Origin of the sequence: Pseudomonas sp. PA15(2017) (assembly GCF_001945395.1) — a bacterium.
Classification (GTDB): domain Bacteria; phylum Pseudomonadota; class Gammaproteobacteria; order Pseudomonadales; family Pseudomonadaceae; genus Aquipseudomonas.
On sequence record NZ_MSXV01000060.1, the window covers coordinates 58,584 to 72,809 of the forward strand.

General features: G+C 63.3%; 11 protein-coding genes. 6 read left to right on the forward strand and 5 right to left on the reverse strand.

The features are described 5' to 3' along the window. Nucleotides 1-51 precede the first annotated feature (51 nt). Nucleotides 52-1,296, reverse strand: a complete 1,245-nt coding sequence (gene alaC, locus BVH03_RS25540) for an alanine transaminase (RefSeq protein WP_075963806.1) — start codon at nucleotides 1,294-1,296, stop codon at nucleotides 52-54. 234 nt (nucleotides 1,297-1,530) lie between these two features. Between alaC and ampC the strand changes: the two genes are divergently transcribed. After that, nucleotides 1,531-2,694, forward strand: a complete 1,164-nt coding sequence (ampC, locus tag BVH03_RS25545) for a class C beta-lactamase (protein WP_075963807.1) — start codon at nucleotides 1,531-1,533, stop codon at nucleotides 2,692-2,694. Between the two features lie 3 nt (nucleotides 2,695-2,697). Here ampC and BVH03_RS25550 read toward each other — a convergent pair whose 3' ends face one another. After that, nucleotides 2,698-4,047, reverse strand: coding sequence for a pyridoxal-dependent decarboxylase (locus BVH03_RS25550; RefSeq protein ID WP_075963808.1), 1,350 nt, complete (start codon nucleotides 4,045-4,047; stop codon nucleotides 2,698-2,700). Nucleotides 4,048-4,358: 311 nt separating this feature from the next. Further along, complete coding sequence (gene acnB / locus BVH03_RS25555; protein ID WP_075963809.1) at nucleotides 4,359-6,968, reverse strand: bifunctional aconitate hydratase 2/2-methylisocitrate dehydratase; 2,610 nt, start codon at nucleotides 6,966-6,968, stop codon at nucleotides 4,359-4,361. Between the two features lie 396 nt (nucleotides 6,969-7,364). Between acnB and BVH03_RS25560 the strand changes: the two genes are divergently transcribed. Further along, entirely contained in the window at nucleotides 7,365-7,841 is a 477-nt protein-coding gene (locus tag BVH03_RS25560) for a DUF1289 domain-containing protein (protein ID WP_075963810.1), read from the forward strand. Between the two features lie 72 nt (nucleotides 7,842-7,913). Here the strand turns inward: BVH03_RS25560 and BVH03_RS25565 are convergent, their stop codons facing one another. Together BVH03_RS25565 and BVH03_RS25570 are read right to left on the reverse strand one after the other, a co-directional pair. Next, nucleotides 7,914-8,195 (reverse strand): pyrimidine/purine nucleoside phosphorylase, encoded by a 282-nt coding sequence (locus BVH03_RS25565; protein ID WP_075963811.1) that lies wholly within the window; start codon nucleotides 8,193-8,195, stop codon nucleotides 7,914-7,916. Nucleotides 8,196-8,256: 61 nt separating this feature from the next. Continuing rightward, nucleotides 8,257-8,820 carry an exonuclease domain-containing protein gene (locus tag BVH03_RS25570; protein WP_075963812.1) on the reverse strand — a complete coding sequence of 188 codons (564 nt, stop codon included), beginning with the start codon at nucleotides 8,818-8,820 and terminating at the stop codon, nucleotides 8,257-8,259. Between the two features lie 168 nt (nucleotides 8,821-8,988). Between BVH03_RS25570 and BVH03_RS25575 the strand changes: the two genes are divergently transcribed. The 4 genes from BVH03_RS25575 to BVH03_RS25590 all read left to right on the forward strand — a co-directional run bounded on the left by BVH03_RS25575 (nucleotide 8,989) and on the right by BVH03_RS25590 (nucleotide 14,079). Next, nucleotides 8,989-11,202 (forward strand): EAL domain-containing protein, encoded by a 2,214-nt coding sequence (locus BVH03_RS25575; protein ID WP_075963813.1) that lies wholly within the window; start codon nucleotides 8,989-8,991, stop codon nucleotides 11,200-11,202. Then, complete coding sequence (locus tag BVH03_RS25580) at nucleotides 11,202-13,109, forward strand: sensor histidine kinase (protein WP_075963814.1); 1,908 nt, start codon at nucleotides 11,202-11,204, stop codon at nucleotides 13,107-13,109. The genes BVH03_RS25575 and BVH03_RS25580 overlap by 1 nt, the downstream gene beginning before the upstream one ends. Before the next feature lie 80 nt (nucleotides 13,110-13,189). After that, nucleotides 13,190-13,450, forward strand: coding sequence for a YkgJ family cysteine cluster protein (locus BVH03_RS25585; protein ID WP_075963815.1), 261 nt, complete (start codon nucleotides 13,190-13,192; stop codon nucleotides 13,448-13,450). 29 nt (nucleotides 13,451-13,479) lie between these two features. Beyond that, complete coding sequence (locus tag BVH03_RS25590; RefSeq protein ID WP_075963826.1) at nucleotides 13,480-14,079, forward strand: START domain-containing protein; 600 nt, start codon at nucleotides 13,480-13,482, stop codon at nucleotides 14,077-14,079. The last annotated feature ends 147 nt before the right edge of the window (nucleotides 14,080-14,226 follow it).

Genomic DNA, 14,226 nt, shown 5'->3' on the forward strand with positions numbered 1-14,226 from the left:
AGCGCCGATCATAACGCGGCGCGGCACTCTTGCGGTGCCGCGCCGTAGCGGTCAGCCTGCTTCGCTGGCCTTGCGCGGGGTTTTCGCGGCAGGCGCGTCGATCAGCCCATCGGCGCGGAACATGGCCTTGATGCCGCGTACCGCCTGGCGGATGCGGTCCTGGTTCTCGATCAGCGCGAAGCGCACGTGATCGTCACCATAGTCACCGAAGCCGATGCCCGGCGACACGCAGACCTTGGCTTCGGCCAGCAGCTTCTTGGCGAACTCCAGGGAGCCAAGCTGGGCGTAGGCCTCGGGAATCTTCGCCCATACGTACATCGAGGCCTTGGGGTTCTCGACCATCCAGCCCAGCTCGTGCAGGCCCTTGACCAGCACGTTGCGGCGCTGGCGGTATTGCTCGGCGATGTCGCGCACGCATTGCTGGTCGCCTTCCAGGGCGGCGATGGCCGCGACCTGCAGCGGGGTGAAGGTGCCGTAGTCGTGGTAGCTCTTGATCCGCCCCAGGGCGTTGACCAGCTCCGGGTTGCCGACCATGAAACCGATCCGCCAGCCGGCCATGTTGTAGCTCTTGGACAGGGTGAAGAACTCCACGGCAATGTCCTTGGCGCCCGGCACCTGCATGATCGACGGGGCTTTCCAGCCATCGTAGACGATGTCGGCATAGGCCAGGTCGTGGATCACCAGCACGTTGTACTGCTTGGCCAGGGCCACCACGCGCTCGAAGAAGTCCAGCTCCACGCACTGTGCGGTCGGGTTGGACGGAAAGCCGAGAATCATCATCTTCGGCTTGGGAATGCTCTCGCGGATCGCCCGCTCCAGCTCGATGAAGAAATCCACGCCCGGCACCAATGGCACCGAACGCACCTGGGCACCCGCGATCACCGCGCCGTAGATGTGGATCGGGTAGCTGGGGTTGGGCACCAGCACGGTATCGCCATGATCCAGGGTGGCCAGCATCAAGTGCGCCAGGCCTTCCTTGGAGCCGATGGTGACGATGGCTTCGCTTTCCGGGTCGATGTCGACCTCGTAGCGATCCTTGTACCAGTGCGAAATGGCCCGGCGCAGGCGCGGAATACCGCGGGAAGTGGAGTAACCATGGGTGTCTTCGCGCTGGGCGACCTGCACCAGCTTTTCCACGATGTGCGGCGGGGTGGCACCGTCGGGGTTGCCCATGCTCAGATCGATGATGTCCTCGCCACGGCGGCGGGCGGCCATCTTCAGTTCAGCGGTGATGTTGAAAACGTAAGGGGGGAGACGATCGATGCGCGCAAAGCGGCGCGAAGCCTGGTCAGCCATGCTTTCCTCGAGAGACGTAAGCGCCCGGAACCGTCCGAGCGACGTTGGCCACATGGGGTGGCCTGGCGGGACAATAAGGCCCGCCGCAGGCTTTGTCGAGTGCCTGCAAAAGCTTTTCCTGCAGTGCCTGCTGGTGCCTCGAACGATATGCTTGGCCGCCACTCGAATCCTGGCCCATCTTCCAGGCAGCGCTCGTTGCGCTGCCGTATCACAACAAGACAGAGAACCTACCCGATGACTCACCGCACTATCGCCTTGGGCCTGCTCGCCGCCGGCCTCGCCGTGACGCTGCCGGCCGCGGCCATGACCGAGCAGCAATTCCAGGCCGAGGCCGACACGCTCTTCGCACCGCTTATGGCCGAGTACGACATCCCTGGCCTCGCAGTGGGCGTGACCTGGCAAGGCAAGCACTACGTGTTCACCAAGGGCCTGGCGAACCGTGAGGCGGCCAGGGCGGTTTCCCGCGAGACACTGTTCGAGCTGGGCTCGTTGAGCAAGACCTTCAACGTCACCCTGGCGGCGCTGGCTCAGCAGCGCTCGCTGCTGTCGCTCGATGACCGGCTCGCTGCCCGCATGCCGTCGCTGCAGGGAAGCCCCGCAGGTGAGCTGAGCCTGATGGATCTGGCCACCCACCAGAGCAGCGGCATGCCCTTGCAGGTGCCGGATCAGGTCAAGGATGACAACGGCCTGCTGAACTGGCTGCGGCAATGGAAGCCGACCGCGGGCGCGGGGCACGAGCGCTCCTATTCCAACGTCAGCATCGGCCTGCTGGGGCGGGTGTCCGCCCAGGCATTCGGCGAGTCCTATGCGAAGGCGTTGCACGATCAGGTGCTCGCTCCGCTGGCGCTGAACCATACCCATGTTCAGGTGCCAGCGGCGCAGATGCCGAATTACGCCTACGGCTATGCGCGGCAGGACAACAAGGCCATTCGCGTCAGCCCTGGCGTGCTGGATGCCGAGGCTTATGGCTTGAAGTCCAACATCGACGACATGCTGCGTTTCGTCGATATCAACCTGGGCGAAACCCAGGTACCAGCGCCACTGGCTGCCGCGATCAAGACGACGCATCAGGGCGTGACCCGCACCGAGCGCTTCACCCAGGCGATGGTGTGGGAGCGCTACCCCTGGCCCGTTTCCCGCGAGCAACTGCTGGCGGGCAACGCGCCGTCGATGGCTGTTGAAGCGCAACCGGCTACCCGTCTGCCCGAGCCTGAAACGAGCGAGCAGGGCGTGCTGTTCGGCAAGACCGGTTCGACCAACGGTTTCGGCGGTTACGCTGCCTTCGTGCCGGACGAGCGCATCGGCGTGGTGCTGCTGGCCAACCGCAACGTGCCGCTCGAGGCCCGGGTCGATGCGTCCTTCAAGCTGCTGCAGCAGGTCTTGAAAACTGACCGTTGAGGCTCAGGCGCCTTTCAGGCGCAGGAGCAGAGCGATCAAGGCGTCGATATCGGCGTCCGTGGTGCGCCAGGAACTGACGCTCAGGCGAAAGGCTGGCTGCCCCTGCCAGACGGTTGACCCGAACCAGGCTTCGCCAGACGCCTGGGCGGCGTTGAGAATCGCGGCGGTCTGTTCGTCCGAGTCGGCGCGTACCAGTACCTGGTTCAGGCGCACCCGGTTGATCACCTGGTAGCCGCCGGCACGAAGCGCCTCGGCGAGGCGCCCGGCCTGGCGGATGTGTCGGTCGATCATCTCGGCCAGGCCATCGCGGCCCAGGTTGGCCAGCGCCGCCCAGATCGCCACACCCCTCGCGCGGCGCGAGAACTCCAGAGTCAGGTTCTTTTGCGAGTCCTTCGAGGCCATGGCGTAGGCGGCGTCGCTGTTCATCGCAGTGGCCAGGGCATCGCCGTCGCGGCAGATGGCCATGGCGCTGTCATAAGGGGTGTTCAGCCACTTGTGGCCATCGGTAGTCCAGCTGTCCGCCAGCTCCACGCCGTCGGCCAGCCCGGCCGAGGACGACGCCCGTGCCCACAGCCCAAAGGCGCCATCGACGTGCACCCAGGCGCCGGCGGCCTTGGCCCTGGGGATCAGTTCGGCGAAGCGGTCGAACTCGCCAGTATTGACCTCGCCAGCCTGCAGAATCAGCACGGTACGCTCGTCCAGTTCGGGAAGCCGGGCCGGATCGATGCGGCCGTGCTGATCCACCGGAGCCAGAAGCAGCCGGCGCATGCCGAAACCCAGCACGCGCAGCGCCTTCTTCACGGTGATATGGGCGGTTTCCGAGATCACCACGCGAATTTCCGGGGCGCCGATCAAGCCGTCCTGATCGAAATCCCAGCCCTGCCTGGCCAGCAACGTGCGACGTGCGGCTGCCAGGCAGGCGAGGGTGCAGGCGGTGGCGCTGGTGCCGAAGCCGACGGCGCTTTCGCCTGGCAGGCCGAGTGCCTCGCAGACCCAGCGGGCGGCGACCTTTTCCAGTTTGTCGGCGATGGGCGAGCCGTCCGCGGATGACGCGCATTGATCCCAGGCCAGTACCATCCGTTCGGCGGCTGCGGCGGCAGGCAGGGTGGCGCCGATCACGAAGCCGAAATAGCGCGGCCCGTTACTGGTAACGGTGGCGGGGGAGCCGAGTTCATCGAGTGCGTGCAGCACCTGCCCGGCATCCTGCCCCGTAGTTGGCAGGGGCTGGTCAAAGGCATCCAGGGCGGCGATGGCGCTCTCGTGGGGATAGACCCGGCGCTGCTCCAGGGAATCGTTATAGGCGATGGCGCGGCGGTCGGCGTCGGTCAGCAGGGTATGTTCGGCAGTGCGCATGGGGCGGGTCTCGGCAGTTGGCGGCGATGTGCAACCCTAACCGAGGGGCCTGGCGGCCTGTCAGATACAGCCCACGGCTGCTTGTCCCCTACAGCGGAGCGGCCAGCACAGCTGTATCCGGTACAGTTCGCGCTAATTCCCGGTCGAACAGCGGCACTGTGGGGCGCTCGGTCGACAATCTGCTTTAGCTGCCACAGCGGGCAAGGGCTCGCGGCTGAAGCCGCTCCCACGTAATTTGGTACTCGGCGTATTGCGAAGAGCCATAAAAAAGCCCCGCACTGGGCGGGGCTTCTTTTCACGCGGGTGACGCCTTAGGCTTGAACGACCGGGATGTTCGCGCTGGCCGCGGCTTCGCGGAACTCGGCGATCTGGTCGAAGCTCAGGTAGCGGTAAACGTCGGCAGCCATGCTGTCGATGTTCTTCGCGTACTCCATGTACTCCTCGACGGTCGGCAGCTTGCCGATGATCGAAGCGACAGCGGCCAGTTCGGCCGATGCCAGGTACACGTTGGCGCCATCGCCCAGACGGTTCGGGAAGTTACGCGTCGAGGTCGATACCACGGTGGAGTTCGCCGCCACACGTGCTTGGTTACCCATGCACAGCGAGCAACCCGGCATTTCCATGCGGGCACCGGCCTTGCCATAGATGCCGTAGTAGCCTTCTTCGGTCAGCTGGTGAGCGTCCATCTTGGTCGGCGGCGACAGCCACAGACGGGTCGGGATGGAACCCTTGACCTTGTCGAGCAGCTTGCCGGCAGCGCGGAAGTGACCGATGTTGGTCATGCAGGAACCGATGAACACCTCGTCGATCTTCTCGCCCTGAACGGTCGACAGCAGACGCGCGTCGTCCGGGTCGTTCGGCGCGCAGAGCACAGGCTCCTTGACGTCGGCCAGGTCGATTTCGATGATTTCGGCGTATTCGGCATCGGCGTCGGCGGACAGCAGTTCCGGATTGGCCAGCCAGGCTTCCATGGCCTGCGCGCGACGCTCCATGGTGCGTGCATCGCCGTAGCCTTCGCTGATCATCCAGCGCAGCAGGGTGATGTTCGACTTCAGGTACTCGGCGATGGCCTTTTCCGGCAGCTTGATGGTGCAACCGGCAGCGGAGCGCTCGGCCGAGGCGTCGGAGAGTTCGAACGCCTGCTCGACGGTCAGCTCGTCCAGGCCTTCGATTTCCAGGATGCGGCCGGAGAAGGCGTTCTTCTTGCCTTTCTTCTCGACGGTCAGCAGGCCCTTCTGGATGGCGTAGTAAGGGATGGCATGAACCAGGTCACGCAGGGTGATGCCAGGCTGCAGCTTGCCCTTGAAGCGAACCAGGATCGACTCGGGCATGTCCAGCGGCATGACGCCGGTGGCAGCGGCGAAGGCGACCAGGCCGGAACCGGCCGGGAAGCTGATGCCGATCGGGAAGCGGGTGTGCGAGTCGCCGCCGGTGCCGACGGTGTCGGGCAGCAGCATGCGGTTCAGCCAGCTGTGGATGATGCCGTCGCCAGGACGCAGGGACACGCCGCCACGGGTGCGGATGAAATCCGGCAGGGTGTGGTGGGTGGTGACGTCGATCGGCTTCGGATAGGCCGCGGTGTGGCAGAACGACTGCATGACCAGGTCAGCGGAGAAGCCCAGGCACGCCAGGTCTTTCAGCTCGTCGCGGGTCATCGGGCCAGTGGTGTCCTGGGAGCCGACGGTGGTCATCTTCGGCTCGCAGTAGGTGCCCGGGCGAACGCCTTTGCCTTCCGGCAGGCCACAGGCCTTGCCGACCATCTTCTGCGCCAGGGTGTAGCCCTTGCCAGTGTCGACCGGCGCTTCCGGCAGTGCGAACAGGTCGGTCGGGCCCATGCCCAACTCGGCACGGGCCTTGTCGGTCAGGCCGCGGCCGACGATCAGCGGAATACGGCCGCCAGCGCGAACTTCGTCGAGCAGAACCGGCGTCTTCAGTTCGAAGGTGGTGATGAGCTCGTCGGTGCCGTGCTTGCAGACCTTGCCAGCGTGCGGATAGACATCGATCACATCGCCCATTTCGATGTTCGACACGTCGAACTCGATCGGCAGAGCGCCGGCATCTTCCATGGTGTTGTAGAAGATCGGGGCGATCTTCGAGCCGAAGCAGAAGCCGCCAGCGCGCTTGTTCGGCACATACGGAATGTCGTCGCCAAAGAACCACAGCACCGAGTTGGTGGCGGATTTACGCGAGGAACCGGTACCGACCACGTCACCGACGTAGGCGACCGGGAAGCCCTTGGCGCGTACTTCTTCGATCTGTTTCAGCGGGCCGATGGAGCCTGGTTGCTCAGGGATGATGCCGTCGCGGGCCATTTTCAGCATGGCCAGGGCGTGCAGCGGGATATCAGGGCGCGACCAGGCGTCCGGAGCCGGCGACAGGTCGTCGGTGTTGGTTTCGCCAGGGACCTTGAACACGGTCAGGCTGTACTTCTCGGCAATCGCCGGACGCTTGGTGAACCACTCACCGGCAGCCCAGGATTCCAGCACGGCCTTGGCATTGGCGTTGCCAGCCTTGGCCTTTTCGGCCACGTCGTGGAAGGCGTCGAACATCAGCAGGGTGTGCTTGAGCTGTTCGGCGGCAATGGCGCCCAGTTCGGCGCTATCGAGCAGTTCTACCAGGGTGGCGATGTTGTAGCCGCCCTGCATGGTGCCGAGCAGTTCGGTGGCGCGCTTCTTGTCGAGCAGCGGGGAAGTGGCTTCACCCGTGGCGATGGCGGACAGGAAACCGGCCTTCACGTAGGCCGCTTCGTCGACGCCTGGCGGCACGCGATTGGTGATCAGATCGAGGAGAAATTCTTCTTCGCCGGCCGGCGGATTCTTCAGCAGGTCGACGAGACCGGCAGTTTGTTCGGCGTTTAGCGGCTGGGGCACGATACCCTGGGCGGCACGCTCTGCTACGTGTTTGCGGTAGGCTTCAAGCACAGTTATTACCCTCATCAGTGGTCCCAAATGGGAAGTCCGGGACGCATGCAGGAATGCATCAAACACATCCGTCGCGCAGCCTCATGGGCTGAGCACGATGGTTTCGATACTTCCATCCGGAAGCTGCTTTCAAAGTTTTACGCCTGCAGAACGGGGTCTGATGAGGGCTGGCATGGCCTGAGGGTGACCACGCCAACTATCGTGCTGCAGGATCGACTGTGCTCGTGACGCTTTGAAAACAGCTTCCAACGGACATTGGCGCCTTTCGCAAGGCGCACTGATTCTAGCCGAATCTTCGCGTGAAGTTAAGTGAAAGACCCATCGGCCTCTGGGGTGATCCCTATTAGACAAAGGGCTAAGATGCAGCCTTCATTGTCCGGTGTATCGATTCAACACATGCCCAATCAACCTATCAAGACGCCTTGCATAGGCCTGTGTTCCACGGTTTTCGGAGATTCCGTATGCCGTGGCTGCAAGCGCTTCCACCACGAGGTGATCAACTGGAACGGCTACAGCGACGAGGAAAAACAGTCGGTGTGGCTGCGCCTGGAGATGCTGCTGGTGCAGGTGATGACCGCCAAGCTGGAGGTGTTCGACGAGGCGCTGCTGCTCAAGCAGCTGCAACAGCGGCAGATTCGCTTCGTTGCCCAGCAGTCGGCGTACTGCTGGGCCTATCAGCTACTGGCACGCGGCTCGCGGGTGATTTCCCAGCTCGAGGCATACGGCATCGTGTTGCTACCCGAGTTTCGTGATTGGGAACTGCCCGATCTGCGTGACGCCATCGACCGCGAGTTCTTCCTGCTGTCCGAGGCGCACTTCGAGCGCTATATCGCACCACGCTTTCTCAAGGAAGGCATGGAGCTGCGCGTCTGACGGGGCGCGAGTAGGCCTCATTGATGCAAGAAGCCCGGCACTTGGCCGGGCTTCTTCTTGCTGCAGGATTTCTCAGCGGTATTCGCACAGGTACGCGGTGTCCTGTTCGACCTTGAGTTGGAACTTGCTGTCGGCCGGCACGGTGAAACGGCTGCCGGCGGTGAAGGTTTCCCAGTTGTCGCTACCCGGCAGCTTGACGGTCAGGGCGCCGGCGATCACGTGCATGATCTCCAGCTGGCCGGTGCCGAATTCGTATTCGCCTGCCGCCATCACGCCAAGGGTGGCCGGGCCTTCTGCCATGCCGAACGCGATGGATTTGACGGTGCCGTCGAAATACTCGTTGACCTTGAACATGTGCATCCTCGTGAGCGGCAGAATAAAGGGCTGGCAAGTATGCCCAAGGCGTTGGGCGGCGTCACGTATTGCGCGTGCCGCTTCGCTCGGTCATCACCAGGGGCAGCAGGCGAGCGGTATTGCGCGCGTCGTTCAGGGCGCGGTGCTGCTGGCCGCTGAAGTTGAAACCGGCCAGTTGTAGCGCGGCGTTTAGGCCAACGGGGCGAGGTAGTTGCCGCTCCTCGGTGAAGCGACGCTTGAGGTTGAGATGGGGCAGCGCCTGCAGGTGGCTGGCGAGGTCATGGCGCGCCCAGTCCTGTTCGAGCTGCTGGCGATCGTAGTCTCCCCAACTGCACCAGCCCTGCAGGCGCGGGTGATGGGGCTGCAGCCAGCGCTCGAATTGCGGCCACAGCACCGGCAACGTGGCGGCGCCATCCACTTCGGCCTGGCTGATGTGGGTCAGTTGCCTGCAGAAGCGGGTGAGCAGGGGGCGGCGCATGGGACGTACGAAGCGCTGGAAATGATCCATTTCGTGGCCGCTGGCGTTGACCAGGCTGGCACCGATCTCAATGACCTCCATATGCTCAACCGGCCAACCGCCTTCTTCGGTGGTGGCTTCCAGGTCGATGACCAGCCAATACCCCATTGCCTCTCCTTGTCTGCCGTCAGGCTCGCTCAGTGCTCAGACCGACGAGTGGTGCGATTCGTGCCATATACGAAATGCCATCATGGACATTGTGTCTTTGCGGCGCTGGCTATACTTGCGTACGCAAGATCGTGGTTCTCCATTTCCGCGTGATAGGTGAATGTGTTCATGGATGATTCCGTGGTGTTTTCAGATGACGAGCCGGTAGGCGAAAGCAGCCATCCGGCGTGGCGCATCCTGACCGTTGACGATGATCCTGACTTCCAGCGCGCAACCGCTTTTGCTATCAGCGAGATGGACATCCTCGGCCGGCGTGTCGAGATCCAGCAGGCGTTCAGCAACCGTGAGGCCGCCATGTTGCTGGCCGAGCAGCAGGATTTCGCCCTGGTGCTGCTCGATGTGGTGATGGAAACCGAAGACGCCGGCCTGCGCCTGGTCAAGACCCTGCGCGAAGTCATCGGCAACGCCGAGATTCGTATCGTGCTGCTGACCGGCGAGCCGGGCATGGCGCCGGTGCAGAACGTGATGCGCGACTACGACATCAATGACTACTGGTCCAAGAGCGAGCTCAGCGCCGAACGCCTGCGCACCGTGCTCACCGCCGGGCTGCGCAGCTACTCGCAACTCAGGGCCACTGCGCGGGCCCGCCGCGGCCTGCAGATGATCGTCGAATCCAGCAACGCGCTGTTCTGCTCGAAGAACACCCGTGAGCTGTCGGCCAAGATTCTTTCCGAAATCGCCTCGCTGCTCGATCTGCAGGCCGAGGGCATCGTCTGCGTCAAGGCCCACGACGCCAGCCCCGGTGAGCTGCCCGATGCCTATGTGATCAGTGCCAGTGGTCGCTTCTACGGCTCCATCGACGGTAACCTCAATGGCCTCGGCGACGACGCAGTGGCCAGCGCGCTGCGCTGCTCCCTGCAAAAACAGGCCACGCTGCGTTTCGATGATTGCACGGTGCTGTTCTTCCCGCGCTTTCAGGCGGGTGCGGATTACGCCTGCTACGTGGCCACCGAGCGCACCCTGGACGACACCGAGCTGGAACTGCTCGAAGTGTTCAGCGCCAGCATCAGCCGAGGGCTCTACAACGTGGCGCTGTTCAGCCGTCTCGAGGAGATGGCCTACCAAGACGATTTACTGAAGATCCCCAACCGCAACGCGCTGATCCGCATGCTCGACATGACCCTGAGCAGCCCGAACAAGAACGAGCGGGTGCTGGTGCTGCTCGATATCGACAACTTCTCCGGCGCCAACACCGCCTTCGGTACCGGCTACGGGGATTTCATCCTCGGCTTGGTGGCCAACCGCCTGCGCGATGCGTTCGACGGCAATGTGCTGATCGCCCGCGTGCGCGATGACCTGTTCGCCGTGCTGGGCCCGGAGGATCAGGTGCGTGCCGAGGATATCGTGGCGTTGTTCCGACGCCCCAACCGGCCTTACGAACTGGGCCAGGTGCACAGCCTGAGCAGTGTCACCCTGTATCTGCGCGATTTCGAAGACACCGCCAGCGTTGCCTTGCAGGATGCGCGGCTGACTCTCAAACAGGCCAAGCAGCTGGGCCACGACCAGCATGTGGTGCACGATCGCCAACTGCAGAGCGCCCATGCCGAGTCGTTCCGGCTGCTGCTGGCGTTGCGCGACGCGGTGGCCAGCGACCTGATCAGCATCGAACTGCAACCCCAGTTGGACCTGCGCACTGGTGTGGTCACCGGCGTCGAGGCTTTGGCCCGCTGGTACCAGGCCGACGGCAAGGCCATCCCGCCGCTCGAGTTCATTCCACTGGCCGAAGCCACTGGCTACATCCTGCCGCTGGGCGACCTGCTCATGCGCCTGGCCTTGCAGGCGGCCCGACGTCTGGCCGAAGCCGGCTATCGCGACATCCGCGTGGCGATCAACGTATCGGCGACTCAACTGCTGCAGCGCGATTTCATCGAGCGGTTCACCCTGCACCTGGAGGCGGCTGGCGTGAGCGCGGCGCAGGTCGAGCTGGAAATCACCGAGTCGGTGGCCATGCGTTCGTTCGAGCAGGTTTGCGAGCAACTGCTGGCACTGCGTGCCATAGGGGTCAAGGTGGCGATCGACGACTTCGGCACCGGCTTTTCTTCGCTCAGCTACCTGCGCCAGCTGCCGGCGGATCGCTTGAAGATCGACCGCAGCTTCGTCGAGGAACTGCGTGCCGAAGACGATGGCCAGGCGATCGCTGAAGCGATCATCCAGATTGCCCGACGGGTCGGCATGACGGTAATTGCCGAGGGGGTAGAAAACCAGCAGCAGGCCGAATGGCTGAAGCGCCATGATTGCCTGGAGGCCCAGGGCTATCTTTACGCCAGGCCGATGCCGCTGGAGCGGCTGTTGGGCTGGCTGGGCGAGCGTTCGCAGCGGTGATGGGCCGCCGCATCGCCGGCTGGCGCGCGGCACTTTCCAGGCCGCTGCCGCGTAACCTGCTGGTGCTGTTGCTGCCGTGGTCGCTGCTGATCGTCGTGCTCAGCCTGTTGCTCTACGACCGCATGCTCAATGACCGGCTGGAACCGCTGCTCGAGGCGCAGACCGACAGCCTGAACGAGGGCGTGGCGGTTCTCGAGAGGCATCTGTCGAGCTTGCGCGGTGATTTGCAGTTCCTCAGTCAGCAGCCCCTGCTGAACAGGGCCGTGAGGTATGCCTCCGATGATAGCTACGCTGCATTGAGTGAGCTATTCGCCGAGTTTTCAGATAGCCGTGGCAACTACCAACATATTCGCTGGCTCGATGAAAGCGGAATGGAGCGAGTACGCATCGACAACGTGTCGGGAAAGGCGCGCCAGGTCGAGGTGGCGGACTTGCAGAATGACTCGGCTGCCTATTACTTCGTGGAAACCATGCATCTCTACAAAGGCGAGTCGTATCTGTCGCGTTTCGACCTGGAGCGTCGTTATCGGCCTGACGGTTCCATCGAGTCCCTGGTACCGATCCTGCGCGCGGCGGTGCCGGTGTTCAGCGAGCGTGGTGAGCGGCGTGGCATCCTGATCCTCGATTATCGCGCCGAACGAATGCTGGAGCGTTTGCGCGAAACATCCGTGGCCTACGGCGGTTCGCTGCAACTGCTCGATCACGAAGGCTACTGGATGCTGGGCGAGAGCCCGGAGCACGATTGGGGCTTTCTGCTGGGCAAGCCGGATCTGACCCTGGCCAGCCACCAACCCGCGAGCTGGCGACGCTTGCAGAACGAACCGCGTGGCTCGTTCATCGATGCGGCAGGCTTCTGGGCCTACAGCCATTTCCGGCCGAGTGATGCCGCTTCGGCAACGTCCAATGTTGCCGACCGCTGGCTCCTGCTATCTCATCTGCCTGCGGGCAACCTGAGCAAGGTGCGCTGGGACGTGGCGTGGCGTGTTTTGCTGTTTTTCAGCGTTCTACAAGGCTTGGGTATTCTGATCAGCGTGCGCCGCGCGATCGATGAGGCCCAGCGGCTGCGCGCCGAGCATGGTCTGCATGTGAGCAGCCGTGCGCTGGCCACCAGTAACGAGCAACTGCAGCGTACCGTCGAGCAACTGCAGCGCACGCGCCGCGCCTTGTTGCAGGCTGAAAAGCTGTCGTCTCTGGGCACGATGGTCGCCGGTGTCGCCCATGAGTTGAATACGCCAATTGGCGCCGCCAGCGTGGCGGCGTCCACTCTGGAGCGAGCCAGCCAGGAGTTTCAGGCGGCGATGCGTGAAGGCCTGAAGCGCACCACCCTGGAGCGTTTCGTGCGGCGTACCGACGATGGCCTGAGCATCATTCTGATCAGCCTGGAGCGGATGTCGCAGCTGACCCGTGCCTTCAAACAGTTGGCTACCGACCGGGCCAGTACGGAGCGGCGTCGCTTCGACCTGCGCGAGCTGGTGGATGAGGTGGTATTGCTGCTGCAACCGAAGTTACGTCAGAACGACCACCAGATCGCGGTGGAGGTTGCTCCGGATACAGTGCTGGACAGCTACCCGGGCCCCCTTGGGCAAGTGCTGCAGAATCTCGTCGACAATGCGCTGGTTCATGCCTTCGACCCTGGCGTGAAAGGCTTGGTCACCGTGCGTGGTCAGGTCGATGAGGCGCGAGGGCAGTGCATCATCGAGATCATCGACGACGGCCGGGGTATGGACGTGGAGCTGCTGGGAAAGATATTCGACCCGTTCTTCACCACTCGGCGTGGCCAGGGCGGTACCGGCCTGGGCCTGCATATCACCCACCAACTGGCGGTGGATGTGCTCGGCGCCGAACTGGAAGTCGACAGTGCGCCGGGAGAGGGATCGCGCTTCAGCATCCGCTTCGACCTCAACTGACCGAGGGGGCTGCCGGACGATGGACCGGCAGGCTAGAATCGCCGCCGTTTGCTGCATGCTCCTTGTTCGAGGTCCGTTCCATGCAATGCCGTCCTGGTTGTGGCGCCTGCTGCATCTCACCGTCGATCAGCTCCTTCGTCCCCGGTATGCCCAATGGCAAGGCTGCTGGGGAGCGCTGCGTGAATCTGGCCGAGGACAACCGTTGTGCGATCTTCGGGCGCGAGGATCGACCCGCCGTGTGCGCCGCATTTTCAGCGGATTTCGCTGTCTGCGGTAATAGCCGTGAAGAAGCCATCCGCCTGCTGGCCTGGCTGGAGGGTGCCACGGCAACGGCTGTCTGATGCTCTACAAGCAAACTCCGGAGAATAAAATGTCGTTGACCCGTTTGTTGCTAGCAAGTACGGCGGTGTGCATCGCCTCTGCCGCCCATGCCGAGGACTGGCGCCTGGCCAAGGACGAGGAGGGCATCAAGGTTTACCTCAGCGAGGTGGCCGGCTCTCCCTACAAGGCTTACCGCGGCGTAACCCTGATCAAGACCGACGTGGCCAAGCTCAGAGCGATGCAGGAGGACGTGGTGGCTTCCTGTACCTGGATTCACGAGTGCCAGGAGCAGCGGTTGCTCAAGCACGAAGGTGACAAGAGCTGGACTTACACCCGCTTCAACACGCCATGGCCGGTGACGCCTCGGGATTCGATCATCGAGGTCACCACCGAGCAGGGCGCCGATGGCAGCGTCACCCGCACCCTTCACGGCATGCCTGATTATCGCCCTGAGGAAAAGGGCTACGTACGCGTGGCCAGTGTCGAAGGCCACTGGACGATGACGCCCAAGCCCGACGGCATGGTCGAAGTGGTGTACGAAGCGCACACCGATCCAGGTGGCAGCGTGCCCTCGTGGCTGTCCAACAAGTTCGTGGTGGAGGCGCCCTTCAATACCCTCAAGGGCATGCGCGAAACGGCCCAGCAGTAATTTCCCAGGCCATAAAAAACCCGCCATATCAGAGCGTGTGAAAACTCGCTGATGCAGGTAGTGATCCCATCAGACGCCCCGACATTGTTCGGGGCGTTTGCTTTTGTACGATTCGAAAGGTCGCGACCAACCTTTCAGGTGAGCAGC